This window comes from Allokutzneria sp. NRRL B-24872 (genome assembly GCF_002155965.1).
Classification (GTDB): Bacteria; Actinomycetota; Actinomycetes; order Mycobacteriales; family Pseudonocardiaceae; genus Allokutzneria.
Genome location: NZ_MUMH01000110.1, coordinates 1 through 24964 on the forward strand (window position 1 = coordinate 1; position 24964 = coordinate 24964).

The 24964-nt window shown below is 64.5% G+C and carries 23 protein-coding genes, 1 tRNA gene and 2 pseudogenes; 17 read left to right on the forward strand and 9 right to left on the reverse strand.

Going from position 1 to position 24964, the window contains the following annotated elements:
* Together CCN37_RS40130 and CCN37_RS26420 are read left to right on the forward strand one after the other, a co-directional pair.
* A partial coding sequence (locus tag CCN37_RS40130) for a hypothetical protein (protein WP_168200868.1) occupies positions 1-476 on the forward strand: 476 nt, incomplete at its 5' end.
* A 67-nt stretch (positions 477-543) separates the two neighbouring features.
* Positions 544-1119, forward strand: coding sequence for an NUDIX domain-containing protein (locus CCN37_RS26420; protein WP_086825876.1), 576 nt, complete (start codon positions 544-546; stop codon positions 1117-1119).
* Here the strand turns inward: CCN37_RS26420 and CCN37_RS42425 are convergent.
* The 3 genes from CCN37_RS42425 to CCN37_RS26430 all read right to left on the reverse strand — a co-directional run bounded on the left by CCN37_RS42425 (position 1078) and on the right by CCN37_RS26430 (position 2767).
* Complete coding sequence (locus tag CCN37_RS42425; protein ID WP_371505053.1) at positions 1078-1557, reverse strand: hypothetical protein; 480 nt, start codon at positions 1555-1557, stop codon at positions 1078-1080. The two genes, CCN37_RS26420 and CCN37_RS42425, sit on opposite strands and share 42 nt — an antisense overlap.
* Positions 1558-1816: 259 nt before the next feature.
* The gene (locus CCN37_RS42430) at positions 1817-2179 is read right to left on the reverse strand and encodes a hypothetical protein (RefSeq protein ID WP_371505055.1); all 363 of its coding nucleotides are present in this window, start codon (positions 2177-2179) and stop codon (positions 1817-1819) included.
* Between the two features lie 207 nt (positions 2180-2386).
* Positions 2387-2767: a helix-turn-helix domain-containing protein gene (locus tag CCN37_RS26430; RefSeq protein WP_086825878.1), complete on the reverse strand. Its 381-nt coding sequence runs from the start codon at positions 2765-2767 to the stop codon at positions 2387-2389.
* Positions 2768-2934: 167 nt separating this feature from the next.
* Here CCN37_RS26430 and CCN37_RS26435 point away from each other — a divergent pair, with 167 nt between their 5' ends.
* From CCN37_RS26435 to CCN37_RS26455, 5 genes and pseudogenes are all read left to right on the forward strand, one after another.
* Positions 2935-3216, forward strand: coding sequence for a helix-turn-helix domain-containing protein (locus CCN37_RS26435; protein ID WP_246843324.1), 282 nt, complete (start codon positions 2935-2937; stop codon positions 3214-3216).
* Positions 3213-3569, forward strand: a complete 357-nt coding sequence (locus CCN37_RS26440; protein WP_371505058.1) for a WhiB family transcriptional regulator — start codon at positions 3213-3215, stop codon at positions 3567-3569. The genes CCN37_RS26435 and CCN37_RS26440 overlap by 4 nt, the downstream gene beginning before the upstream one ends.
* Positions 3566-3892, forward strand: coding sequence for a hypothetical protein (locus CCN37_RS26445; protein WP_086825882.1), 327 nt, complete (start codon positions 3566-3568; stop codon positions 3890-3892). The genes CCN37_RS26440 and CCN37_RS26445 overlap by 4 nt, the downstream gene beginning before the upstream one ends.
* The gene (locus CCN37_RS26450; protein WP_086825930.1) at positions 3892-4731 is read left to right on the forward strand and encodes a hypothetical protein; all 840 of its coding nucleotides are present in this window, start codon (positions 3892-3894) and stop codon (positions 4729-4731) included. Before CCN37_RS26445 ends, CCN37_RS26450 begins: the two co-directional genes overlap by 1 nt.
* Positions 4728-6894: pseudogene (locus CCN37_RS26455) on the forward strand (FtsK/SpoIIIE domain-containing protein). Before CCN37_RS26450 ends, CCN37_RS26455 begins: the two are co-directional and overlap by 4 nt.
* Positions 6895-6921: 27 nt before the next feature.
* Here CCN37_RS26455 and CCN37_RS42090 read toward each other — a convergent pair.
* Positions 6922-7458: a helix-turn-helix domain-containing protein gene (locus CCN37_RS42090; protein ID WP_086825884.1), complete on the reverse strand. Its 537-nt coding sequence runs from the start codon at positions 7456-7458 to the stop codon at positions 6922-6924.
* Positions 7459-8008: 550 nt separating this feature from the next.
* Here CCN37_RS42090 and CCN37_RS26465 point away from each other — a divergent pair.
* The 4 genes from CCN37_RS26465 (at position 8009) to CCN37_RS40135 (ending at position 12171) form a co-directional block, all read left to right on the forward strand.
* Positions 8009-9175: a hypothetical protein gene (locus tag CCN37_RS26465; protein ID WP_246843327.1), complete on the forward strand. Its 1167-nt coding sequence runs from the start codon at positions 8009-8011 to the stop codon at positions 9173-9175.
* Between the two features lie 338 nt (positions 9176-9513).
* Complete coding sequence (locus CCN37_RS26470; protein ID WP_086825886.1) at positions 9514-10782, forward strand: restriction endonuclease; 1269 nt, start codon at positions 9514-9516, stop codon at positions 10780-10782.
* 1 nt (position 10783) lies between these two features.
* Positions 10784-11851, forward strand: a complete 1068-nt coding sequence (locus CCN37_RS39200) for a hypothetical protein (RefSeq protein ID WP_143261816.1) — start codon at positions 10784-10786, stop codon at positions 11849-11851.
* 232 nt (positions 11852-12083) lie between these two features.
* Positions 12084-12171 (forward strand) — tRNA-Leu (locus tag CCN37_RS40135).
* Positions 12172-12806: 635 nt separating this feature from the next.
* On the opposite strand, the pseudogene CCN37_RS41665 reads toward CCN37_RS40135, so the two are convergent.
* Together CCN37_RS41665 and CCN37_RS39205 are read right to left on the reverse strand one after the other, a co-directional pair.
* Positions 12807-14090 (reverse strand): annotated as a pseudogene (locus CCN37_RS41665) (recombinase family protein); the annotation flags it as partial.
* Positions 14091-14159: 69 nt separating this feature from the next.
* Positions 14160-14528 (reverse strand): hypothetical protein, encoded by a 369-nt coding sequence (locus CCN37_RS39205; protein ID WP_143261817.1) that lies wholly within the window; start codon positions 14526-14528, stop codon positions 14160-14162.
* A gap of 129 nt (positions 14529-14657) precedes the next feature.
* On the opposite strand from CCN37_RS39205, the gene CCN37_RS26480 reads away from it, so the two are divergent.
* A complete protein-coding gene (locus tag CCN37_RS26480) occupies positions 14658-15062 on the forward strand; it encodes a helix-turn-helix transcriptional regulator (RefSeq protein ID WP_246843328.1) in 405 nt (134 codons plus the stop codon).
* A gap of 56 nt (positions 15063-15118) precedes the next feature.
* Here the strand turns inward: CCN37_RS26480 and CCN37_RS26485 are convergent, their stop codons facing one another.
* The 3 genes from CCN37_RS26485 to CCN37_RS26495 form a co-directional block, all read right to left on the reverse strand.
* Positions 15119-15871 carry a hypothetical protein gene (locus CCN37_RS26485; protein WP_246843331.1) on the reverse strand — a complete coding sequence of 251 codons (753 nt, stop codon included), beginning with the start codon at positions 15869-15871 and terminating at the stop codon, positions 15119-15121.
* Positions 15872-16037: 166 nt separating this feature from the next.
* Complete coding sequence (locus tag CCN37_RS26490) at positions 16038-16979, reverse strand: site-specific DNA-methyltransferase (protein ID WP_143261818.1); 942 nt, start codon at positions 16977-16979, stop codon at positions 16038-16040.
* Positions 16972-17187, reverse strand: a complete 216-nt coding sequence (locus tag CCN37_RS26495; protein WP_086825894.1) for a hypothetical protein — start codon at positions 17185-17187, stop codon at positions 16972-16974. The genes CCN37_RS26490 and CCN37_RS26495 overlap by 8 nt, the downstream gene beginning before the upstream one ends.
* 1307 nt (positions 17188-18494) lie before the next feature.
* Between CCN37_RS26495 and CCN37_RS26500 the strand changes: the two genes are divergently transcribed.
* Genes CCN37_RS26500 through CCN37_RS26520 form a run of 5 tightly spaced genes read left to right on the forward strand, consistent with a single transcriptional unit; the run spans position 18495 to position 24930 of the window.
* A complete protein-coding gene (locus CCN37_RS26500) occupies positions 18495-19403 on the forward strand; it encodes a hypothetical protein (protein ID WP_246843329.1) in 909 nt (302 codons plus the stop codon).
* Entirely contained in the window at positions 19397-19882 is a 486-nt protein-coding gene (locus CCN37_RS26505; protein WP_371505064.1) for a pilin, read from the forward strand. The genes CCN37_RS26500 and CCN37_RS26505 overlap by 7 nt, the downstream gene beginning before the upstream one ends.
* Before the next feature lies 1 nt (position 19883).
* On the forward strand, positions 19884-21815 hold the full coding sequence (locus CCN37_RS26510) for a hypothetical protein (protein WP_086825899.1): 1932 nt from the start codon (positions 19884-19886) through the stop codon (positions 21813-21815).
* The gene (locus CCN37_RS26515) at positions 21812-23023 is read left to right on the forward strand and encodes a PrgI family protein (protein WP_086825902.1); all 1212 of its coding nucleotides are present in this window, start codon (positions 21812-21814) and stop codon (positions 23021-23023) included. The genes CCN37_RS26510 and CCN37_RS26515 overlap by 4 nt, the downstream gene beginning before the upstream one ends.
* Positions 23023-24930: a VirB4 family type IV secretion system protein gene (locus tag CCN37_RS26520; RefSeq protein WP_086825904.1), complete on the forward strand. Its 1908-nt coding sequence runs from the start codon at positions 23023-23025 to the stop codon at positions 24928-24930. The genes CCN37_RS26515 and CCN37_RS26520 overlap by 1 nt, the downstream gene beginning before the upstream one ends.
* The last annotated feature ends 34 nt before the right edge of the window (positions 24931-24964 follow it).

Sequence of the window (24964 nt, forward strand, 5' to 3'; positions counted from 1 at the left end):
GTACGCACAGCGCGATTGCTGATTTGCTGTCGTCGGTCAATAATTTTTCAGGCTTGAGGCAAGCCACGTTAGCCTCCGACGCGGTGCGAAATCTTGGAATGTTCGAGCCGTTTGGGCAGCTGGCTCACTTGCCAAATTCGACGACGAGCCCCGTTCAGCCTCGACGTCCTTTGCAGGTTTTTGATGCTCGCAGGGTTCCCGAGCTGATTGACGATCTCCTGGGTACACAAATGCGACCTGGTGTCGCCGACGAGACTGAAGAAGAAGTGCTTGAACTTGCATCCCTTAAGGGGGGAGGGGTCAGCACCTCTCAGGCGGTCGCGATTATTGTCGGGATACTGCTACTTGAACTGTCGATTGTCATGTACCTTAGTGGCCCTGCTGAGCAGCGCTTCATAAGCGATACCTTCGGATTCCCTGCAAATGTCGCTGGGTGGCTGATGTTCACTTTCTTTTCCTTTTCTCGTCGCAAGTGAGAGTGTTCTCCCGGTTTGTAGGCATGACGTCTTTTAGGAGGCGCGTTCCCTCCGTAGGCTGCTGGGCGTGACTGAGGAACATGGCGCGTGGAAGACGTTTGGCGAGCGGCTGGTCTACGACAACCGTTGGGTACAGGTGGGGCTGGTCGACGTCGAGGCCCCGAACGGCGAGCGGTGGGACTACCACGTGGTCCATCTCGCCCGCATCGCCATCGCCTTGATCGTCGATGACCAGGACCGGGCGCTGATGCTGTGGCGCTACCGCTTCGCCACCGAGCAGTGGGGCTACGAACTGCTTGGCGGCATGGTCGATGACGGCGAAGACGCGGCCATCACGGCGGCGCGTGAGGCGGCCGAGGAGAGCGGTTGGGAGCCGGTCGGCGAGCCGGAGCACCTGATCAGCTTCGAGCCGTTGCCCGGTCAGGTCACCGCGCCGGTGGACGTGTATTTGTGGCGTGCGGCGAAGCACATTGGCGACCCGACAGACACAGAGGAAGCCGGTCGCGTCGAGTGGGTTCCACTCAGCCGCGTCCCGGAATTGGCTCAACGGCAAGAACTTCTCGGCTCCGGGACTCTCGTTGCCTTGCTGCACTACCTCGCTTCACGCGGCGCCGGGCAGGACAAGGCTGCGGAGTCGCCGTAGCTCACGGTCGGACTTGATCTCCTTGCAGAGTTGTCGCGCCTGCCTGGCGTAGCTGTGTGCGGCGTCGCGGTCGCCTGCTGCGGCGTACGCGAACGCAAGGTCGACCAAGATCCGTGACTTGGCGCGAGCGAACTCCTTTGGCAAGCGAGACATGGCGTCGGTGAGCCGGTCGATCGCGTCCGGCTCACCGAGCTTTGCAAGCGCGTTGCCGCGCCAGCGGTCGAGGTGCGCTCCGCCGAGGAACAGGAACGGCAACTTCGGGTGCACGACTTCGTTGGGCAGCAACGAACTTGCGGTGTCGAACGCACGCAATGCGTCGACTCGCAGGCCGATCGTGGCGAGCCCTTCGCCATGCGCCGCCGCGAGCCATGCCCGAAAGCAGGGGAGGCGCGCCGCGTTCGGCGAGCGCACGCGCTTCGGCAAGCTGGTCGACGGCAAGGGCTGTCTCCCCGATGTCCACCAAGACGAAGGACTGTTCGGCGATCGCGTGTGCGAGCAGTTCTGTTGAACCGGCCTCGCGGGCGGCTGACTTCGCCCGCTCGTAGTGCGCCCACGCCTGGTTTGCGGCGTCGCGGTCCAGAGCTTCCCAACCGGCCAATGTGGACGCTTCGACGAGGACCCCGGCGAGCGCTTCGCGCTGCCCGCTGAGCGTGCCGAAGGTGAGCAGATCCTCAACCTGCTTGATGTGGCTGCGAAGCTAGTCGAGCAGCGAGGCGGCGCCGAACCTGCGGTCGACGTGCCGCGCATGGTCGACCTGGCGGCGGAACAGCTTGACGGTCTCAGCGTCGATGCTGCGCGCGACTTTGAGTCGCGTGCGCAGCTCGGTCGCTTCCTCGGTCTCCGGCTCGTCCGGGAACCCGAGTTCGGCGTTCGTCCGGCCGTAGATGTCGCGGAACAGCCGCCGGTAATGGGGAAGGCTGACCTGTTCGTGGCCGTTCTCCCAGCGCGACAGCTTCGTTTTCAGGCTCGTTGGCGACATCACCGACAAGCCGAGCGTTTCAGCTCGGCCGCGAAGCAAGCGGATCACAGAGTCGGCCGAGTAGCCGAGCTGCTTGCGCACTGCCTGAAGCCTGGTCTGGCCCATCATTTTTCTCCGGCTGGATAACCGTCCTGACCTGCGAGGTTATTCCTGGTTAACGGAGATGGGGTTAACCGCGGCCAACTGTAGAACTGCCCGCGGCTGCCGTTTCCTTGAGTCATGAACGGAAACGCAGTCAACCCGGAAACGGGCATCAAAGGACCACAGGCGTTGCCGCCTGCAAGGCGTCTACTGCCGCTTGCGGTCGGGGCGCGCATGGTCGATCACCATCGCAAGGTTGGCGTTCATCTGGTCGAGCCGCTCAGCAAGCTCGTCGATGCTGTCCTGGATGGCCGCCAAGCGGTCCGCCACGGGATCGCTGGTCTCATCCGCAGAGGGCGGCTGGTGGCCGCGCAGCAGCGATGCGAGGTGCTGCGGGTGCCAGTCGAGCGCGAGCGACAGCGCTTCAAGCGTCCGGGAGCCGCGTCGTCGCTGAGCGGTGTTGTACTGGATTTCGCGGATCATCGCTTGGGATACACCCGAGCGTTCCGCGAGTTCGCGCTGACGCAACCCGAGTTCCGTCAATCGCTCGTTGATCGCCTTCGCGACCGCCGTCCAGTCCTGCGACACGTATTCCTCCGCGCTCCGCCTCAGCGTCGAGATTAGCCGGATCACGCGATTCCGGGGGTCCGTGCGGCGCTAGCGCGCTGTTTTGGGACTCCTCTGCCTAAGAGTGCGCTTATATAAGCGCGCATACCCGTTAAATAAGCTTTCTCTTCATTGTTGGGAATCCTGACATGAGCACAGCCATGCCCAACGCCGGTCCTCCGGCGTTCTACACAGTCCGGGAAGCCGCGCGGATTCTGCGCGTGGACCCCGCGACCCTCTACCGAGCGATCCGGGAGGACGCCTTCCCCGCAGTGCGCGTGCGCACTCGCTACGTGGTGCCCGCTGCCGTGTTCGAGAAGCTGATTGCTGACGCCGCCGAGTCGGGTGGCTGCGTGGACGTCGCACGCATCGCCGCTGAGCGGCGAATGGCGCGTGAGGTTGCGCGTGTGACCGGGGGTGCACCGTGGTGAACCCGGACGACTTCTTCGAGGTGTTGGCGGCCGAACTGGACCGCTACGCCGATGTTCCTACCGATGTGCTGGCGGAGATCATGACTCGCGACGGGGCGTGCATGTGGCTCTACGCCAACGATTCCGAGCCGAAGTGGACCGGCGACGACCTGACGGACCGGGAGTTGGCCGCGCGGATCTGCGCGGGGTGCCCGGTGCGTCGCGAGTGCTTGGAGTTGGAGTTCCGCACTGCCGGGGAGTTCTCGCTCGGGGTGTGGGGAGCGCTGTGTGAGGACGACCGGCGCGCGGTGTATCCGATCTGGCTCGCGCGGCGGGCAAACTCGCCGGAGCGCGACGGGGGGCGGTCGTCATGACGTTCACCTTGACGCCGTTGGAGTTGTGCGCCGGATTGAGTGTCGTGTTGGCGCTGTTTCTGGTGTGGCGCAGTGGTTCTCGCAAGGCCAAGGCAGCGGCGGAAAAGGCCCGCAAGGGTGCTCGCTTGCTGTCGCTGACAGGTCGGGTTTTGGCGATGGCGGGGGTGATCGTGGGCGTGCAGTGGCTCGCGATCACGTACAAGGCGGACACGGTGCTGTTGCTGGTCGTGCTCGGGCTGCCCGCGTTGTTCTCCGCGTACACGCTCACCCGTGCTCTGACAGTGACCACTGTGGACAGTCGGAGCCGGAAGGGTGATCGGTGATGACCAGCCCGGGTCCTCGGGTGTGGGAGAGGGTGGCCGCCTTCGGGCGGCCACCCGCCACCCCCGCGAATGCGCTCGCCCGCGAAGCGGCCGAAGCAGCCGAACTGCGAGCCCACCAGTCCGATCCCGACGTAGTTGCCCTGCGAGTTGAGCGAGTGCGGACACAGGTTGACCGTCTGTGCTGGGCCGGAATCGTGCTTGGCTTGGCGTTCACGATGACCAACGTTCAGCAGTTCGCTGCCGCAGGGGCAGCAGCGTGGTCGCTTCCGTGGCTAGCGGCGTGGTTGTTGGACCCCACGGTTTCCCTTGTACTGCTTGCGATTCTGCGGGCAGAGCAGGTTACTGCTCGCTACCAGATCCGTACCGACGTGTGGGTGCGGCGCGCGAAGTGGTTCACGTTGGCCGCGACCTACGTCATGAACACCTGGGCGTCGTACGCGTCCGGGTCTCTCTCCGGGGTGGTGCTGCACTCGGTGCCGCCGTTGGTGGTGTTCGTCGCCGCTGAAGCGGTCACGGACCTGCGAGACAAGCTCACCGACGCGGTGACGGCAGCGTTCACGGAAGCCCACCGCCGTGCGGTGCCGCGCGCCGTGGTGAACGTCGGAGTGGAGGTTCATGAACCCGCGAGGCGTCCGGCACGCCGGGGGCGCGGTGATCGCCGCCGGACATCGTTCGGCGAGTACCTAACCGCCGCTCGGGACGCGTGGGCTCCGGGTGTAGCGGTGACTCCGGCGTGGGTCCGTGAGGTCACAGGCTGCTCGCGTGGCTTGTCGTCTCGGTTGGCCGCAGTTCTAGCTGCCGAGGTTGGCGAGCGCGCGGAGGGCGGTGACGTCCCATGAACGCGCACAACGGTCCCACCGTGAACGCGGGTGCACAGGGCTCGTTGCCGGTACGCGCTGTGCTCGACGGCGAGTTCGTGAACGACACCGTCCCGCCTGCAAGCGGTTCGTGGAAGGTGCGGTTGCGGACATGGTGGCTGCACTCGCCGCGTGTCCCGATGGCGTTGAAGAACCGCAGTTACGCCAAGGCCGCCGTGAAGGCGGGCGTGGTGGCCACGTTGCGGTCACCGTTCCGCTTCCTCGGTGCCGTTGTTCGGGGCGTGGTGGTCGCGGCGCGATGGTGGCGTTCGTGGGTGAAGGTGGCCGACTACCGGCACGCAGCCGAAGAGTCGGAGAAGTTGGCGGACAAAGTTCACCGAGATCCGCGAGCTGACGTTGTTTCGGTGGAAGGTCACCGCTGCACTCGTGGTGGCGGTTCTGGTTCTGGGGGCGGTCGCGGTGCTCGTCTACGGCCCCTCCGTGCTCTGGGCAGCGGCCGGAGTTCTCTCGGTCAGTCTGGCGATCCTGGGGCGACGGAAGGACGGCAGCCCGGGGCGCAAGGCAGTGTTGGCAGGTCCCCGGACGCTCACCTGGACGATGGACCCGCAAGTGTTGGTCGATGCGTTCCGGGACTCGAAGCTGATCGGCAAAGACGAAACCCTCCGCTTGGTCGAGCGCGCGACGCGCGTCGGCGACGGCTGGGCGGTCACGATGGATCTGCCCGCGACCCGCAAGGCCACCGACGTGATCAAGAACCGGGAAGCCCTGGCGTCCGCGCTCGCGGTCGACGAAGTTCAGCTGATCGTCGACCGGGTACGCGGCAAGGGTGGGCACGCGGGCAGGGTGGCTATGTGGGTTGCTGACGAAGACCCCTACGCCGCGCCGCCGTTGCGGACCCCGTTGTTGGGCGTAGAGCACTGGGATTCCTGGCGTCCGGTCCCGTTCGGGCGGGACGCGAGGGATCGGCGAATCGACCTTCCGCTGATCTGGACGTCGCTTTTGGTGGGGGCGATTCCTAGGCAGGGCAAGACATTCGCGACGCGGTTGGCAGCCGCGGCCTTGATCTTGGACACTCACGTGCGGCTCTATGTCGCGGATTTCAAGGCGGGAAAGGATTGGAGCGCCGCCGAGCAGGTCGCACACCGCTTCCTTGCCGGTGACGACGCCGAACACGTCCTGGCCCTGAAGGACTGGTTGGAAGAACTCGTCAGCGAAGTGCAGGGACGCTACGCGCGGATGCGTGAGTTGGACGATGTGGTGTGCCCGGAGTCGAAGATCACCCCGGCGATCTCCCGCGACACGTCGTTGAACATGCCCGTGACGGCGATCTTCATCGACGAAGTCCAAGTGCCCCTAGAGGATCGCACACTTGTTGTGGTGCAAGGGAAAAAGCTCACAGCCGGGGAGTACATCGGCGAGCTGCTGACCTGGCTGGCTAAGAAGGGGCCAGCGGCCGGGATCATCCTCGTGCTCGCAACGCAACGCCCGGACAGCAAGACCATCCCGTCCGGGTTGCGGGCGGTGCTGGGGTCGCGGTTCGCGCTGCGGGTGATGGACTGGCGAGACAGCAACATCGTCTTGGGCGAGCAGATGAACACCCGGGGCTATGACAGCAGCCGCCTACTCCCATCCCACAAGGGCGTGGGCATCCTGCGCCCGGACGGCGACACCCAAGCCGGAGCCGATGTGCTCGCGATGACGGTGCGCACCTACTACATGCCGAACGAGGACTGGCAGGCCATATGTCAGCGTGGGCGGGTACTTCGGGATGCGGCGGGGACACTGTCCGGGCACGCCGCTGGACAGGACTCCGTCCCGGTGCTCGATCGCGCTGCCGTGGCCAAGGTTCTCGGTGCCGCAACGGTCACCAACACCGAAGCGGCGAACGTGGTCGAGCTGCCGGAGCCGTTGGCGTCTGTTGTGGACTATCTGTCCGATGACCTCGAAGCCGGTGGGCGTGCGTTCGTGCCCACGGCTGAACTCGTCGAGGCGTTGGAGATTGAGGCGACCGGGTTCGGGCGGCAGATGGGTGAACTCGGCTGCCGCCCCACCCGCGAGCGGATCACCACCGAGCAAGGGACACGCCAGGTACGCGGCTACCTCACCGCCGAGATCCGCGCCGCAGTCCGGTCGTGCCGGGATGGAGTGATCCTCGACGGGGAGGTGGTCGACGATGACCTGTGACCTGTCACCAGCCGCCCCGGGAACCCGTCACCCCGTCTCAGGCGGTGTGACAGGTGAGAAAACGGGCTCGAACTGGGGAAATGACTCGTCGTGACGGGTGGGCCAGGTGACAGCCAACCCGTCACCATCGCCGGAACCACGCTCGTCCGCCCCGTTCGCCGAGACCTCCGGCGGACGGGGCGACGTGTCACCAGTCGAGTCCTCTGCGGTCGTCCTGGGCGGCTGTGCTTCGTCGTAGCGCAGCAACGTCCACAGCACGACGGCCTTCTCGCCCTTGGGCAACACCGCTTCCGGCGCGCTCATCCTGGCGACCAGGAACAGCAACACGAAGAACGGGATCTCGTAGAACTCCGCGATCTTCACCAGCACTGGCATCGGAGGCTTCCTCGACCCGAGTTCGTAACGACTCAACGAGCTGTAGTCGACCCCGGCAGCCGACGCAGTCTCACGGAGAGGCACGCCTCGCAGAGCACGCAGATCCCGTAGCAGCCCGCCTAGAACCGCGCAGTACGAACCGGGCTCGTCCGATGGCTGCTCAGGACTGTTGTCCGTCAAGGCCGACATGACTCCCTCTCACGTAGCTCGACAGCGATAGCCAGAAGCGCCCCATTGGCCCGGTACGGCGGTGCCGTGGCGCAGCCTCAAGGCTGGGCACCGCAGTGCCTAGACGAACGAACACCGCGCAACGCGGGCACTTGGGAAGCGGCTCACACGTCAACGGGGCCGCGAACATCCGCGCGTCGCACAGGGTCGTGTATTCGCCGGTGTGTGCCATCCCAGCGGCCATCTCTTCATCCGTGACCGCATGGTCAACGCCGTCATCGAGCGACGTCACCCACACCGAGTACAGGCGAGGCGGCATGACGTTCCTCCCGGACACGTTGGCGTTGGCCACGGTCGGGGACGAGCTGCCCGTTACGCAGTTCGTCCCCGACCGCGAGAGGTCCGGCGACGCGGGGCGGCGCGGATGACTTCGCCGGACCGGTCCGTGACGGCTGCGCGCAGCCATGACAGACTTAAATAAGCTTGTTGTAAGCGCAGTCGGGCCGTACACGACCTGCGCACGACATAGCGGCGACGCAGGCACGACCTGTCCACAGCGGAGGGCGACGCGATGCACCAGGAGAGCGGGTCGACGAAGCCGCCGCGCACGATGCTCGAACTGTTGATCAGACAGCGTCGGCAGACGTTCGAAGAGTTCGTCGAGTACGCCGAGACTTTCGCCCGCGAGCACGCAGAGCCCGGAACGCTCAGCGTCCGGCACCTACAACGCCTCGCGGCCGGACGACGGCCGGACGGAAAGCCACTCGGCCCGGTTCGACCCGCGACAGCTCGGCTTCTGGAACGCATCTTTGATATGGGCATCGGAGAACTGCTCGCCCCGCCTGCTCTGGCCAAGCAGGAAGACGACTCCAGTGTTGAACTGCGCCAGATGCTGAACGCCTCACGACGAGTGGACAGCCGCGTAGTTGAGCTGCTTCACGAGCAGCTGGCCGCGATTCGTCGCCTTGACCGACAGATGGGCGCGCTCGTCGCTCACGATGAAGTCCGGGTGAAGGTCGAGCAGGTCTCACGCCTGATGTCACACAGCCTTGCCCCCGACGTTCGTGCTCAACTGGCTGTGCTGATGGCTGAGTTGTCGACGTTGGCAGGCTGGCAAGCACTCGATCTCGGGAACGTGGTTGCTTCTTGGCAGTACTACGAGCGTGGTCGTGTGGCTGCTACCGAGTCGGCAAACGCGGCGTTCGAAGCGCACGTCATCGCGGAGCAAGCTTTCGTGCTTCTCGATGTCGGCAGGACAGCTGACGCCGTCGAGCTGTTGAGCGCTGTGCGGGTCAAGGCGAAGAACTCGGCTCCGCCGCTACTGCGATCCTGGCTCGCCGCCGCTCACGGTGAAGCACTCGCGGCCAGCGGTCAAAAGGGTGAGAGCCTTCGAGCCTTTGACAAGGCAGCGGCTTTACTGCCCTGCGAGACGATGAATGCCGACGGTCCGTATGTGGTGCTCGACCCCGTACACCTCGCTCGCTGGCGTGGACATGCGCTCGCACGTTTCGCTGATCCCGACGCGGTTGATGTGTTGACCGGAGCACTCGAACAACTCGATTCTTCATTCACGCGAGCAGAGACAGCGCTACGAGTCGACCTCGCAAATGCTCTTGTCGCCATCGGCGAACCTCGCGAGGCGTGTCGGCAAGCGAGCCGTGCGGGCGAGCTAGCGGCCGAGATCGGATCCGTTCGCCAGCAGCGCCGGATGCGTGATCTCACGGGCGCGATTGCTTAGTTCCTGCTGTCTACTGTGGACTCGCCCGGGTGCGAAATTCCTTTAGCCCATCGCGCAGCGGAGGCGAGAATGATCTACGTAGATATGTACAACGGCATGGTTTGCCTTCTTTGAAGGTAATGATTTCGCTCTATCGGCCGAGTACGCCGAATGCGCCAAGATCTTGCGCCGATATCGCTACGCCGCGTACCATCGTGACACCGTGTAGATGCTCATGTCGCCAGTGTTCCAGATACAGCTTCACCGGTGTTCGCCGGCCTACGGGGTTTGACCGGGATGTAGATCGGTTCCTGTACTCTACACGTCTTTGACTAGTCGCTAGAGTGGGGAGTTGGCAGGTGCCGGAGTACGATTTCTTATCCCTGTCTCCGCACGATTTTGAGCTTTTGATGCGCGATCTTCTCAGTGCTGAGTATGCAACTAACTTTGAGGCTTTCGCTTATGGTCCAGACGGTGGGGTGGATTTGCGTGGCCAGGTAGATAACAAGAAATTCGTCGTTCAGTGTAAGCACTACGCGCGATCAAAATTCTCAGACCTTAAACGCGCCGTGTCTAATGAAGTTGCGAAGATGAGAAAGGAAAGGCCGGATCGCTACCTGTTGGCGACGACGCAGGATTTGACTCGCGGCCAAAAAGATATTCTACTTGCCGAACTGGGGGCGCTAGTCGAGAGCTCTTCCGAAGTGCTATCGCGTTCGGATATTAACTACCTCCTCTCTGTTCATTCAAGTGTCGAAAGAAATCACTTTAAGCTATGGCTAGCTTCTTCTGTTGTCCTGCAGCGTATTGTCAACAGTGGCGTATGGGAGCGGTCAGAGGCGCTAATGGAGACTGTGCAGAGTAGAGTTCGCCTCTATGTCTCCAATGTCAGCCATGACCGGGCAGTGCAGATGCTTGCAAATTCCCACGTGGTTGCTATTACGGGTGCCCCGGGGGTTGGAAAGAGTATGCTTGCCGATATGCTTCTTCTCTCTCATTGGGAAGAGGGATGGCAAGTTGTTGTGATCGACTCGAACATCGCCGAAGGGTGGTCGGCGTGGGCGGCGGATCGTAAGCAGATATTCCTGTATGACGACTTTCTCGGGCAGACGGATTTTAGTGAACGATCGGTGAAGAACGAGCCAGCAAGTTTGACGAAGTTCATGGACCGCGTAGTTTCACATGCCGATAAGCGCATGGTTCTCACTACGCGCTCTCATGTTCTTCGGCAAGCTCAGTCGCGTAATGAACCGCTGGCGCGCTCAAACCTAGAGTTCTGGCAGTGTGTGGTTGAAATGACCGACTTCAATCTGCTGCAACGGGCTCATGTGCTGTATAACCACCTGTACTTTTCTGATAAACCTCGTTGGGTCGTGCAAGAAGTAGCACGAGATCTGGATTCCATCTGGTCTTTGGTTCGGCATTCAAACTTTACTCCCCGAATCGTCGAACTAATAATCCGTCGGCCGCACAGGAGTGGAAAATCTCTTGTACAGGCCATCGGAGCCGCATTTGAGCGTCCAGTCGAATTGTGGGGGTCCAAGTTTCGAAAATTCTTTGTCTTCGACAGCGCGGAACATTTTGCTTCATCTTGTTACCTTCCCTGTAAAGGGGGCGTCGGGGGATGACTTGAAGAAGGTGGCGACACTTGATTCGACGCCAATAGACTACAAAAATGCTTTGAAGGTTCTTGAAGGTAGCTGGATCACCATTGAGAAGCAAAGTGGTCGGGATATTGCAGTAGCGTTCGCTAATCCGAGTTGCCGAGACTTCGTGCTGTCGTTCTTGGATGAGAATCCAGATTACCTAGAAGTCTTGGCGTCCGATAATGTGGCGTTGCGCAATGTCTGCAATATTCTTATGTACGCAATCGCTGCAGTCGATGACCCGCCTACGTACAAGTTCGGTGGCCTTCGCCACTATGTCAAGAATAACGCCAATGAGTTGGCGAGTGTAGTTGCACGCTTGTTTTCCCGCGAGCAGCGCTCCGAGAAGTTCTTCTCGGGGACTGATGTAATACTAGGTGCTCTTCTGGAAGTAGAGAAAAATCTGTCGCTAGGCTGGGGTGACTGGCTGGCTAGGGCTGCTCTCGACGTAGGAGAGTCCGACGATAGATCGTATACGGTAGATTTCCAAAAAGCTTACAAGGTGCTTGCATTAATCTGTTCTTATGCGCGTGTGCGCGGTGGATCCCTGGGGGGCCAGAACGCTTTTCTGCTATGGTTCGAAGCTTGTCTGGAATCGGCGCAGGAAGATGCAGATTGGGTTGATCTTTACGATTTCTTTGTGGAGAACGACGGTCTTCCGGAATTGAGCTCGATTGACGTTAAATCTATGATCAAGTCCGCCGTCTTGGATTCAGTGGAAAGTGACCTAAGTAACCTGCATGCTAATTACAGCGGAGATCCCGAAGGGATGAGAGAGCGAATCCGGGAAATCAAGAGTATTGCAAGTCGTGTTGGTATTGACGACGGCGACATTGCTAGTCGAATTCGCTGGACTGAAGAACATGTAGCTGACTGGTTCGAGGAAGATCTATCCGGGTTGGCGGATGGTGAATCTGAAGATGTTGACTACTCGCTGAGATTTGTAGGTGGCGTGTCGCCTATGTCAGCCGTGTCTAGTTCTTCGGGGCGCAGTCTCGGTGTGGATGATACGAAGAGGCAATTGGAAGAAATGTTTAAGCAGCTATCCTAGTGAAACGTTGTAGTTTGACTAATGTATGGCACAACTTCGATGACGGGATGCTTCATTAATTAATAGTTGCGAGTGTTGTACTCATATCTGCTTGCGATCCTGGGGTCACCCTCGCTCTGTGGCGTCAGTACGCTGCTCGCAGGAGCATCCACAGTGGACCCACAGGGCATGAGTTTGGGCATGAACACTCATCGGTTCATGCCCGCAGAGCCATAGTCGGTGCCTTAGAAGAGCCCTTGTGCCCAGCTCGCAGTGGTGTTGCCTGGCTACCTAGCCGACTCAAAATCCGTCCAGTGTGCGTTCGAGTCGCACCGGGGGCACGTACTGCATCCACACAAGAAGCGCCTGCTCTCTGAGCAGGCGCTTTTTGATGTGTGGTCATGGTTTGGGTGATCCTTTCCGCGGTGCGAGCGATCTGGGGTAGATCGTCGGCGGGCAAGCGGATGGTGATGGTGACGTGGTGGCCGTCGTCAGTTAGGTGGACGGTCAATTGGGTGGCCTCGAACAATGCGCGAAGGAGCGGCTCAGGCGCGCTGGCGAGGTTGAGCGCCAAGTACGGGAGGCTGTCGAGCAGTGCAATGTCGGCCGTGCTGGGGAGCGCAGGATCGGGTTCGCCTGCTGTGTTGAGTTGGGCGATTGTCGCGAGGGCGGTGATCTTCTCGGCTTCCAGGTCGTTGTAGTTGCCGCGCAGAGCCTTGGTGAACGGGTCGTCGGGGTCTCCATCTTGGGCTTGGCGGAGGAGTGAGTTCTGCCGTCGTGTCGTGTCCGCGACGATCCGTTGCAGCCGTTCCCGATCGGCTTGTCGCTGGAGGGCAGCACGGTCGTCGACCCCAGCGAGATCTGCGGCGAGGTTCTCGTGCCGTTGGTGCCCGAACACGCGGTCCGCAAAGAACCGTGTGAACGCATCCAGTAGGGCGTCTTCGCGGATGTAGGTGGCCTTGGGGTGGCCTTGGTACTTGTCGGGGCATCCCCGGTTGTTGTTGCGGGGGTTGCACATGTAGTAGGCGCGTTCGTGCCGGAGGTTGCCGAACATCCGGCGCCCGCAGCAGCAGAAGACCATGCCGCGCAGCACGTACGTGCGAAGTGCCTGACGGTGCACATTGCGCTCGTTGTCGGCACGCGAACCGCGGCGAGCCTGGCTACGAGCGTTGAGTCCGTCGTACATCCATTTCGGAATCAGTGGCTGGTGGACCGGTTTGGGCGACCACACCCACTTGATGGGGTCGTTGACCTTGCCGCGCTTCGAACGCGACGCGCGCCGGTTGAACACTTGATACCCCGTGTACTTCGGATTGCGCAGGATCTCGTAGACGCTGGTCTTGCCCCACGCCTTGCGTGCTCGCTTGCCGCCGGGCGGCTCGGGCGGCGGATACCGCGTTGGATCGGCGTTGAGCCGTTCGGCGATGGTGTCGTAGCCGATCCCTTCGTGGTAGCGCCAGTTCGCGATCTGCGTGACCGTCTCCCCGTATAGGCCGTCCGGTTCCAACCGGGACTTGGTCAGCCCCTTCGCTGCCTTGGTCGGGTTGGGGTGCCGGAACTTCTTGGCTTTGTAGCCGTAGGGCGGTTTTCCGATGTTCCAGCCCTCACGGACGTGCGTGCACAGTCCGCCCCACGACTGTTCGAGGGTGTTGAGGACCTCGTACTCGGCGATCGATTGGTTGATCCGCCGTTGCAGCACGCGTTGCGCTCGACTGCCAGTCAGCGTGATGGGTTCGTTGGAGGCGAACAGTGGCACGTCGGCCTGTTCCAGCTCCCGTTCAATTGAGAGATTCTCGAAGGCTCGGCGCGCAACACGCGCGACAGATTCGCAGATCACCACGTCGAATCGCCGCCCGGGTTGCTTGGCTTCGGCCAGCAGGTCCGCAACTCCTCCATCACGGGGGATCGGGATGTCAAACCGCTCGTAGTTCTCGCCCCTACCGCGTTGGTTGAGCTCCATGCGACCGGATTCGACGTCGTAGAAGTGGGCGACGATCACCCACGCCTCGGGTATCGCGGTCCTGCAGTTACCGACCTGTCGCAGGATCGACTGCCGCGGATCTTGCTGGTCCTCGGTCGAGGTCCGCCCAAGAACCGCGACACGGACCTCATCGCGCATGAGCGCCGCGGTCGATGCACCCAGCGGCGACACCGCATAGTCGGAGAGGCCGGAGGGGCCTGACACGGGGACGTTGCCTGCCCCGAGTCGTTCGATTGCTGGCGGGGGCGGATTGACCACCAGGTCGTCGTCGGTGCTCATGGTTGCCTTCCCATCGTCTTGCGCCGCATCGCTCGTAAACCGGTCTGGCCCGCCGATCGCGCAGTCATGTCACGCGGCGCGCTCACCGTCCTGCTCTTCGGGTTGGCTGATCTGATTTCTTCGTTGATCCGCCCAGCGCAGGAGGTCTCGGATCACCGCTGCGATTTCGCCCCGTCTACGCGCGCCTTCGCCTCCGCTGATGGGGATCACTTCTCCGCTGAACCGTCGGCTCCCAACGGGCGGCTGCTTGTAGTGCCACGTCGAGGCAGCGGTGTCTTGCGTCTCCGCTTGACTGCCGGTGAAAGGCAGCACTGTCGCGCCATGCATGTAGTTGTCGGGGTGCCGCAGCGAGCTGGCCACAGGAGATGCGTCGTCCTGGTGTCTCCAGGAAGAGGGCTGGTTCACGGCTTGTGTCCCTTCGGCGGTGTCGACGTACACGGTCAGGGGCGACCCACTCAACGCAGCAACCAAGCGCCAGCGCTTGTAGGGCGCAGTCCACGCCCCTGCGTGAATAAGGTATTGCCTAATTAAGTTAGGTGCAACCTAACTCGCCTGTTGTGCGTTGGTGTGCCGCAGGATGCCTTCATGTCGTGCGGCAGTATTCGTTGTGGGCTTGGCGGACTTCCGGAAAGCCTTCAGGTACTCCACGCCCCACCGGGGGCGTTGAGTAGAAACGAGCTCGCGGAAGGCGTCGTAGTGGAGCTTCGGTGGCGGCTGAGGCAGGTGATGGCGTCTCGTGACGTCTGGACCGGCAAGGAGTTGCGCGACTTGCTTGCTACCCGCGCGGCCTACGCGCTGTCTGCACCATCGATCTCGGCGCTGATGAACCAGCCGCCGGTGCAGATGAAGACCGAGACGCTCCAGGCGTTGTGCACCGCGCTGAGGTGCACACCAAACGAGCTGTACGGCGTGACGTCAGCTCTGGAGGTGTCACTCGCCGAAGAGCCGGGAACGGAAGATCCGCCGAGCTGATAGTTGCCTTCCTAACGGTGCGTGCCTGCTGCTGCCCTGGCGAGAGCGGAATGTGATCAGCAAGCCATCGGCTCGGTGCCAGGGTGCAGCCTCTCCTGGACTTGACGATGCCACGCCAGCGCGAAGGTGATGCAGTTGGACTCGCTGCGATGGCTAGGTGTGCAGCCAGGTACGTGTCGGCCGCGTTTGCTCCATGCCATGGAGTCGGAACTCGCGAGGGCGTCGGCGTAGCGCGCGAGGCCGCTGATCTTGACGCCGAATCCGTGGAGTCGCAGACCGCGCGCTGCGAGGGTTCCCATGATCTGTTGTACCTCGGCTGTGTGCTGGCGGCGGCACACAGATCCCACGCCGACGAGCGGTTCAGCGTCGAGATTGATCCCCGCGCGTTCGTATAAGTCGGCGCACCGTTCGTAATCCGGGGGCGTGAAGCCCTGTAGGACCGGCACCCAGGGAAGCTCGGGGGCGAGGTCGCGGAGGCGGAGGAGGTTCTGCACAGTCCGCCGTTGGTGTTCGTGGACGGTGAGCCCGGTGCGCTTGAGGATGTGCGGCTCGCACATCCAGTCCTGGGGTGCGCACCATGCGAGGTTCCCGATTTCGGTGGTGTAGCGGCGGACCGCGTGCACGTAGCTAGGCGCGGGGGTGTGCCAGCCGCCGTGCAACTGCAATTCGCTGAAGCCGCCTGAGTCCAGTGCCCAGGTGGTCACTGCTCGCGGGAGAGTGCGGCGGCCGGCAAGTCGTCGGTGCGAGAGCAGGAGGGGGATGTCGGGAATGCGGGTCAGCCACGTGGGTTGGTGGATGCCGAGGTACATCTTCACGTCGGCACCACCTTGTGGTGGGTGCGGTCGCGGCATAGCTGCCGCTCGCCGCGAGCTGCACGCCGTGGGGGAGGCGGCTGCGGAGATCGGCGGTTGCCCACAGGGTTGTCCACAGATCCCCTTGGGGCTGTGGAACAGCCGCGATGAACGCAGCGCGTGGTCATGCCGCCCGCCGCGCTCGTGGGCGGTTGCTGCTCGTGGCGGCTACAACCTGCGTGGCTCGGTACGGCTCGGCAGCGCTGGCTGCCGAGGCGTGTTCGATGTCGTGCGCGGACTGAAAGACGAGCACGTCGTAGTGCGCGGTGAGCGCTCGCGGTACACCGCGCGCGGCGGCGCGGCGTTCGCCGAAGGAGACACGCGGGACGAGACGACCGCCGCGCAGCTCCGCAGTGAGCGCGATGCACCGCTCCACCAGAACCAAGCCCGCGGCCTGGCCGGCGGCGGCGACCGGCGAGGTGAGGTCGGCGAGTGAACCGTCCGCGTGTCGGCGGGGCCGCATGACGACGGCGAGATGCCCGCCGGTGCGCAGCAGTGGGGCGGAGTAGGCGAGGGTCGCCGCGAGGTTGCTGAGGCTGACCTCGATCGCCCCGGCGCGTCCACTTCCCGATCCCGCAACGCGATCTCGGCACCGTTTGGGTGCGGTGCGCAGGGAGGTGAGGACGAGTCCGACTCGGCCGATTGCACCGGCGGCGCGAACGGTCGCGAGCACGGCAGGCTCGGCCTCGACAACCGATCCGTCGGCTGGGTGGCCTGCGATCTTCGTGGCGTTGAGGGACGCGCGGGCGAGCGTCCACAGCCTCCGGCAGGTGGTCAGCCCAAATGCTTGACGGCCGGAGCGAACGGCCTCCACCACGACTGTGCCGGCTCCGCAGTCGGGGTCCAGGACGAGGTCGCCGAGGCGCGTGTAGGTCGTGATCGCGTGGGCAGCGACAGCGGGTGGGATGCGGTCGTCGTCGCGGTCGCTGCCGGCAACAAAGCCTCCGCGCCGCAGCTGCGCACTCGGGCTGAGCTGACCGGTCGCCCACACTGAGAGCGGCGTCGTCAGATGCTCCTCGACTGCCCGCAGGGTGCGCGGACGGCGTGCGGTGTGGCGTTCAGTCATCGGAGGTCTCCCGGGCGCAAGCGGTGGTGCCCGGCGCCGGTCGGCGGGTGAACAGCAGGAGGTCGTCGTGCACGACGACGGAACGACCGAGCGCCGACGAGCACTCGGAGGAGGCTGCGATGGACGCGAGCGCGACGCTGCGGGCAGGTACGCGCAGCAGTGCGATGCGATCGAGGAAGCGCAGTCCGGCGCGACGTGCGGCGGGCACGAGCGTTGCGGAGGAATCGGAAAGCGATCCCCGCGAATAATCACCGTGTGTGATGACCGCGAGGACGCCAGAGCGGGTGAGAAGCCGTACCCAGTGCGCCGGTCGGAGCGCGTCAGTTGCTGTCGGCTCGACCGTGATGATGATCAGGTCGTAGCGGTCCGGACTGCGTCCCGTCGCGGCCCCCGCGCTAGCTCCAAGTCCGGTCGATGGCGCGGCGTCTGAGTGGTCCGGACTCGGACTCGCCGAGCGCGGGGTGAGTCCGAGTCCGGACAGCGCCCCGCTCGACTCTTCCGTGCGATGGTCTGTCGGCGTGCCTTCAGCCCAGAGTCGGACATGCCGGCAGAGTCGGAGAACAGTCCGCGCTGTGCTGTGCAGGTCCTCGTATCGATGGCCGCGTCGGTGGCTGACGGCAGTCACCGACGAGTCGGGCGAAGCGCTTCCTGCGCCGAGCGCGACGAGCAGAACGTGCTGACAGGGCTGGCTGTAGCACGACACGATCTTCGACACGGCGGTCGTCAACCACGCCGAGGGATGCTGCGGCGCTTCCTGCTCACCCGCTTGGGCGCACAGCCACACGGTGGACAGCGGCCCGTGCGACTGGCGCCGGCCGCCCGTTCGACGAGTCCCTGTTCGCTCACTGTCCGACGCCACTCGCGGGAGAGCGGCGCGCCGCACTCCGCGCTCGCGAGTGACTTCACTTCGGAAGCCTTGATCAGAAGTTGCCATCGAAGTTCTCCTCCGTCGCGGCTGAACGTTGCATCCCTAAACTCCGATTTTCGAGCTGGTTTTGGACGCCCCGCCGAAAAAAATGTGGTGGCGTTGGCCAAGAGCGCATGCTGCGGCGTGGCAGGAGCCGACCTGTGGTGACTTCAGACGGCGTTGTCTCGTCGGCGTTACGCGTGCCCACTGGCCCCTGTCGTGTGCGCCCTGGAAGTGAACTCCAAGATTTTTGCAGTCACTCACGTGACCTTCATCCGCTCAGAGTGCTGCGCTGGCAACGTGAGTGCTAGAGACGCATCCAGTAGTGGCGCATCTGTGCAGCTCAGCTGCTACTAGTGGTACGCCCCCGGGTGTGGCGCCCCGCTCGTCGAGACGATCTTGAAATGTATCAAGAATGAGAGAAAATAGTAGCCAGCTAGTAGCTTCTAGGGGTCCATATAGTTGGCCGCTAGTAGCTACGTGGTATTTCCGTGGTACGGGTTGTGGCGTCCTGATGTCGATGGTTTTCGCATCGACTTCGCTGGAGCTATGACATGGAAGTCCGATCTGGTTTTCCTCGTGCTGGTACTACGGCTACTCCGAACGCGTTGGATATCGCACGGGATACGTTCGCCTGGCTGGTGACGGGGCCGCATCCGGTATCGCTGAATGGAAGACTCTTCCCGGGGTTGCCTCCTCGGCGCATTCCAGTTGATGAGGTTCGTGATCGATTGCTGAGCCGCGGATGTCCGCAGGCGACGCGGGATGCGGTGTGGGCGCATCTGGTGGCGCGCTCGCGCATGGAGGGCGCGACGTGGACGGTCGTCGCGGTCGGGGTGGCAGCGCCCGCGCTGGTGTCGGCCGCGGCCCGCTTGTCCCACCGGTTCGCCGGCGACGCGGCCGATGTGCACGCCGAAGTCGTGCGCGGCTTCCTTGATGCGCTCGCGACCATCGACCTCCGGCGGCCTCGGATCATGAGCCGGTTGAGATGGGCGGCGTACCGGTCCGGCTACGCCGCGCTCGCCGATGCGCTGGCGAGTCCGACTCCGGTCGCTCCGGGCTTTCGCTCGACTCCGCCGCACGCCCCGTGGGGGCATCCGGATCTGGTTCTTGCCCGTGCCGTCGCGGATGACGTCCTTACCCGCGAGGAGGCAGCGCTGATCGGTGCGACCCGGCTGGAGGACGTGCCCGTCGCCGACTGGGCCGCGCAACACGAGCTCGGTGAGTGGGCGGTCTACAAGATGCGCCGGCGAGCCGAGGTGAGGCTTGTCGCCTACCTGCGCGACGTCGCCGTGGAGTCCGATCCCACCGACCCCTTGCTCGACCAGGTCGCCGCTGCGGTAGCGCTTGCCCGCCCGCGCACGTCACCCAGAAAGTCACCTTCCGTGACGGTTCTCCGAGCGGGAGCGGCGAAGAAAAAGGGCGAAGACGTGTCCAAAACGGGCGCGATTTCCGGAGTTCAGGAGTGCGGGACACACCCGCGTTCATCTGGTCCTTCGGAGGGGTCCTCATGCTGACGATCCGTCGATCCTCCACAGCAACGCGCAACCGGCATCGCGCCGTGCCGAACACGCGGTCATCGAGCTGGCGCCGTCGATCCGTTGCCGGCGACTTTTCCATTGATCCGATGAATGCTGCCCGAGAGCGGTTCCTCGCCCCGTCGAGGTATCGGCTGAACGCGCTGTTGATCGTCGGGCTTGCGGCGGGTGTGCTGCTGGTGTCGGAACCGGTCGCTCACGCCGGCACGACGGTCCTGGCACTGGCGGCGTCGGTGAGCGATGTCCTGAACAACTTGCGCAACTGGCTCATGGGTCTTCTCGCTGGCCTTGCGACGGTGTTCCTGACGATCGGTGGCGTCCGGTACGTGATGGGCGGTGGCGATCCCGGCGAGGTCGAGAAGGCCAAGACCGCGTTCAAGAGCGCCGGGTGGGGTTACGGCCTGGCGACGCTCGCGCCGCTGATCGTGGAAATCCTCAAAGGGATCGTGGGGGCCTGACATGGCCACGCCGATCCCACTCCACCAGTCCGCGGGCCCGGTCGCGGGAACTGCCTGTCGAGCAATGGTGTCGCCAGGCGTCACCGTCGGTGCCTGGCCATCACGTGGATGGCGCTGGCGCGCGTGCGCGCTGGCGCTGAGCATCCTGGTGCTGCTGGTAGGGCTTGTTGTCGGCGCGACCGCGCAGCCGAGCACGCCGCGGCCCGATCCGTGTTCCGGGCCTGAACCCCGACCCGTGCCATGCGCTCCCGCCCCGAGCCGACCAACCCCACCGACACCCACGACGCCAGCACGGCCGACGACGACACCACGGACGCCATGCACCGGTGAGGACTGCATCCCGCAGCCCAAGCCGACGACGCCGCCAGCGCGGCCAACCCAACCAGGAACCGGGAACTCCAGCGGATCGGCGTGCGGCATCACCGATATCGGCGCGTGCATCACCGAGGCGGTCAACGACTTCTTCCGCGGCATCGTCGACGCAGCACTCACTCCGATCCTGGAGGCCATCGGCCACACCACGCTCTCCACACCGACGATCGACAACATCGCCGGCATCGGGGACCTGTGGAACACCTCGTGGGAGATCGTGGTCGCCGCCTACGGGGTCCTCATCCTCGTCGGCGGCATCGTCGTGATGAGCCACGAAAGCCTCCAGGCCCGCTACTCGATCAAGGAGATCGGGCCGCGTATCCCCGCCGCGTTCATCGCCTCGGCGCTGTCGCTGTTCTTCGTCGACAAGTTCATTCGCGTGGCCAACGGCGTGACCCTGGGGTTGCTCGGCAGCGGTGTGAACGCGCCATCGCTGGGCAGCACCCTCAAGACCGCGATCGGGGGTGTGCTCTCCGGCGGACTCTTCATCATTCTCGTCGGCCTCGTCCTGGTCGTCGTCTCGCTGGCACTGCTGATCGTCTACGCGTTCCGGGTCGTCACCACGTTGGTCCTGATCGTCGCCGCCCCGCTGTTCCTGATGGGCCATGCGCTTCCGCAGACCGATCCGCTGGCCCGGTGGTGGTGGAAGGCGATCACCGCGACGCTGGCGATTCAGGTCGTCCAAGCGCTGGTGTTGATGACAGCGGTGAGGACGTTCCTCGGCAGCGGCGCGCACTGGTTCAACGGCACGACCAGCGCGCTGGGATTGCTGGTGTCATCGATCGCGCTGTTCGTGATCCTGTTCAAGGTTCCCTTCTGGCTACTGCGCGCGGTCCGGGTGAGCTCTGGACGTTCTCTGGTCGCTGGCCTGGCCCGCGCTTTCGTCGCCGCGAAGGCATTCGGCATGGTCGCGGGACGCGCTGGCGCGCTCAGCACGGCGGGTTCCTCTCGGGGCGCCCGCGCAGCGACCAGCCGGCACGGCGGCCGTCCCTCTGGCGGTGGAGAGCCTGCAGACCCGCCGTGGCCTGCTGTGCCGCGCTTCGCGCCGTCCCCGGAGGTGCTTGCGCAGCGACTCAAGACTGCTCATGACGCCGACCGCGTTCGCGCGGCGCGACGGTCGCGGTTGCCGTCGCAGGAACCGCGATTCCTCCAGCCGCAACCGCAAGCGAGCACGCATGACCCGGCGTCCACACTGGCAACCCCGGGGCGGGTTGTACCGGACTTCAGTTCCCCACCGAGTCCCGCCACACCCACGCGGGCACAACGCCCGGGCTCGCTTCCACGCTTTCAGCCCCCCGCAAGCGCTGGGCGAGGCGCTGACGCGGCGCCCTCGATGCGGTCGGTCCGTGTCGCGTCGGTACCGGCGCTCATGCAGTTCCGCCCCGCCACAGCACCGACGCCGCCCTCGGCATCGCCACCGGCGACGTCCGCGCCCACCGCGCCGACGTTCCGTCCATCTCATCCCGAGCCCCGCTTGGGCGATGCCTACCGGCGCACCCAGTCCGTTCCGCCGCCGGTGTTTCGCGCACAGGAAGCCGATTCAGGAGGTGAAGGGACATGAGCCAATCCGTTCGGATTCCGGCGGATGTCGACCGTGAAGACCGCGTGATCGGTCCGCTCACCGCCCGCCAATTGCTGATCTTGGCTGTCACCGCTGTGGTGCTGTACGGGGCGTACAACCTCACCGGCACCGTCGTCCCTCTGCCGGTGTTCCTCGTCATCGCTGTTCCGATCGGGGTGACCGCCGCGGTCCTCGCGCTCGGTCAGCGCGACGGTGTCAGCCTGGATCGGCTCGCCCTTGCGGCACTGCGCCAGCGCATGAGTCCCCAGCACCGCGTCGCCGCACCGGAGGGCATCCGGCCCGTGCCCGAGTGGCTGGGCAGCCGGGTCGCCAGAACCAGCGGCACGGGCCGCTCCACAAGGAAGGGCAGCGCGGGCGCTGCCGCGTCGGTGGTCTCACCGGCCGCTCTACGTCTGCCCGCCGAAGCGGTCACCGACACCGGTGTGATCGACCTCGGCAAGGACGGTGTCGCCGTGGTCGCGGTCTGCTCGACGATCAACTTCAGTCTGCGCACTCCGGCCGAGCAGGAGTCGCTCGTCGCCACCTTCGGCCGGTATCTGCACTCGTTGACCGCGCCGGTGCAGGTGCTGGTGCGCGCGGAGCGGCTGGACCTCTCCGGTCAGATTGCCGAGCTGCGCGAGCAGGCTGGCGGTCTGCCGCACCCGGCGCTGGAGCGGGCGGCGCGCGAGCACGCCGAGTACCTGGACCAGCTCGGCCGCGCCACCGACTTGCTGCGCCGCCAGGTCCTGCTGATCCTGCGCGAACCGATGCTCACCACGGGGCCGACCGACGGGCTCGGCGGTGCCTCGCCGCTGGCGGCGTTGACGGCGAAACGCCGGACCGCCAAGCAGGCTGCCTCGGTCGACGACGCCACCCGCAGGGCTGCCGAAGCCCGGCTGGCCCGCCGGCTCGGCGAGGCCGTGGAACTGCTGTCGCCGTCGGGAATTGTGGTCACCCCGCTGGACGCCGGGCAGGCCACCGCGGTGCTCGCCGCGGCGTGCAACCCCGACATCGTGATCCCGCCGAACTCCGGTCTCGCCGCCTCGAACGAGGTGATCACCACCGCCCCGGAAGAAGGCTGGGACGCAAGCGCGTTCGGCCGCGCCGCGTTCCCCGCCGACGACGAGTTCGGCGAGGCCGAGGACGCCTGGGATGACGACGCCGAGGACCCCGATGACTACGCCGATGCTGCTGGGAGGTACCGCTGATGAACGGCAAAACCACGCGCTGCGGCCAGAAGGCGCAGGCCCCGCAATCCCCACCCACCAGCGCGAGCGCGTTCACCCCGGATGCCATTTCCGTCCGCCCCCGCGCGCTGGAAGTTGGCGGCGAATGGGTCGCGTCCTTCGCCGTCGTCGGCTACCCCCGCGAAGTCCACCCAGGTTGGCTTCAGCCGCTGCTGACCTATCCCGGCAGGGTCGACGTCTCGCTGCACATCGAGCCGATCGACCCGGTCACCGCGGCCAACAGGCTGAAGAAACAGCTATCGAAACTGGAGTCCGGCCGCCGGCACACCAGCGAGAAAGGACGGCTGATCGACCCGCACGTCGAAGCCGCCACCGAGGACGCCTACGACCTGTCCGCACGGGTCGCTCGTGGCGAAGGCAAGTTGTATCGGATGGGCCTGTACCTGACGGTGCACGCATCAACCGAAGATGGCCTCGGCGACGAGGTCGCGGCCATCCGGGCGCTGGCGGCGTCGCTGCTGCTGGACTGCAAGCCGACCACGTACCGCAGCCTGCAGGGCTGGATCACCAGCCTGCCCATGGGGCTCGACCTGGTCGGCATGAGGAGGACATTCGACACCAGCGCGTTGAGCGCGTCGTTCCCGTTCACCTCACCGGACTTGCCGCCACCGGACCCGACTTCGGTTGGTGCCCCGAGCGGCGTGCTCTACGGATTCAACGTCGGAAGCCAGGGCCTCGTGCACCATGATCGGTTCGCGCTGGACAACCACAACTCGGTGATTCTCGGACGTTCCGGCTCGGGGAAGAGCTATTTGGTGAAGTTGGAGCTGCTGCGGTCGTTGTACCGAGGGATCGAGATCCACGTCATCGACCCCGAGGACGAGTACGCGCGGCTCGCCGCCGCGGTCGGTGGTACCTACGTGCATCTCGGCGCCGAGCGGGTCCGCTTCAACCCCCTCGACTTGCCGATCTACACCCGTCCGGACGGGCGCCGCACCGCACCGCGCGACGCGCTGATCCGTCGGTCGCTTTTCCTGCACACCGTGATCTCGGTGCTGCTGGGAAGTGAACTCGAAGCGGCCGAACGCGCGGCACTGGACCGGGCGATCGCCGCGACCTACCAGCGCGCCGGCATCACCTCCGATCCCCGGACTTGGACCCGCCCAGCACCGCTGTTGGCCGACCTCGCCGAGGTACTCGCAGGCAGCGTTGAGCCCGCCGGGATCGAACTCGCGGCCCGTCTGCACCCCTACGTCGCCGGCGCGTTCTCCGGCCTGTTTTCCGGCCCGACCTCGACCCGCCCGGAAGGGCACCTGGTGGTGTTCTCGCTGCGGGATCTCGCCGACGAGATCAAGCCGATCGGCACGCTGTTGAACCTCGACGCGGTCTGGCGGCAGGTCTCCAACCCGGCCATCCGCAAGCGCCGATTGGTCGTGGTCGATGAGGCGTGGCTGTTGATGAAGGAACCTGCGGGCGCGGAGTTCCTGTTCCGGATGGCCAAGGCGAGCCGGAAGCACTGGGCGGGACTCACGGTCGCCACCCAGGACACCGCAGACGTCCTCGGCTCGGACCTCGGCCAGGCCGTCGTGGCCAACGCAGCCACCCAGGTGCTGCTCAGACAAGCCTCCCAAGCGATCGACGAGATCACCCGCACCTTCGACTTGTCCCTGGGGGAGAGGCAGTTCCTGCTCTCCGCCGACCGTGGTCAGGGGCTGTTGTCGACCGGGCGGCAGCGGGTGGCGTTCCAGTCCATCGCCTCCCCGGTCGAGCACGAGCTGGTGACATCCAACCCCGCAGAAATCGCCGGCTACGCCGGCACCGCGCAAGGCACCACGACCTCCTACGTCGAACTCGGCGCGGATGACACCGCAATCGCAGACTCACTCGACGACGGTGACACCTCGCAAATCGAACTCGACGCTGCCTGAGCGACCCCAATCGCAAGCGTTCATCCGTTCATTT

Coding starts and splice junctions, on each gene's coding strand:
- CCN37_RS26435 (WP_246843324.1), top strand. CDS start 2,935: ATGAGCACAGCCATGCCCAACGCCGGTCCTCCGGCGTTCTACACAGTC.
- CCN37_RS26445 (WP_086825882.1), top strand. CDS start 3,566: ATGACGTTCACCTTGACGCCGTTGGAGTTGTGCGCCGGATTGAGTGTC.
- CCN37_RS26450 (WP_086825930.1), top strand. CDS start 3,892: ATGACCAGCCCGGGTCCTCGGGTGTGGGAGAGGGTGGCCGCCTTCGGG.
- CCN37_RS42090 (WP_086825884.1), bottom strand. CDS start 7,458: ATGTCGGCCTTGACGGACAACAGTCCTGAGCAGCCATCGGACGAGCCC.
- CCN37_RS26465 (WP_246843327.1), top strand. CDS start 8,009: ATGCACCAGGAGAGCGGGTCGACGAAGCCGCCGCGCACGATGCTCGAA.
- CCN37_RS26485 (WP_246843331.1), bottom strand. CDS start 15,871: ATGTACCTCGGCATCCACCAACCCACGTGGCTGACCCGCATTCCCGAC.
- CCN37_RS26490 (WP_143261818.1), bottom strand. CDS start 16,979: ATGACTGAACGCCACACCGCACGCCGTCCGCGCACCCTGCGGGCAGTC.
- CCN37_RS26505 (WP_371505064.1), top strand. CDS start 19,397: ATGCTGACGATCCGTCGATCCTCCACAGCAACGCGCAACCGGCATCGC.
- CCN37_RS26510 (WP_086825899.1), top strand. CDS start 19,884: ATGGCCACGCCGATCCCACTCCACCAGTCCGCGGGCCCGGTCGCGGGA.
- CCN37_RS26515 (WP_086825902.1), top strand. CDS start 21,812: ATGAGCCAATCCGTTCGGATTCCGGCGGATGTCGACCGTGAAGACCGC.
- CCN37_RS26520 (WP_086825904.1), top strand. CDS start 23,023: ATGAACGGCAAAACCACGCGCTGCGGCCAGAAGGCGCAGGCCCCGCAA.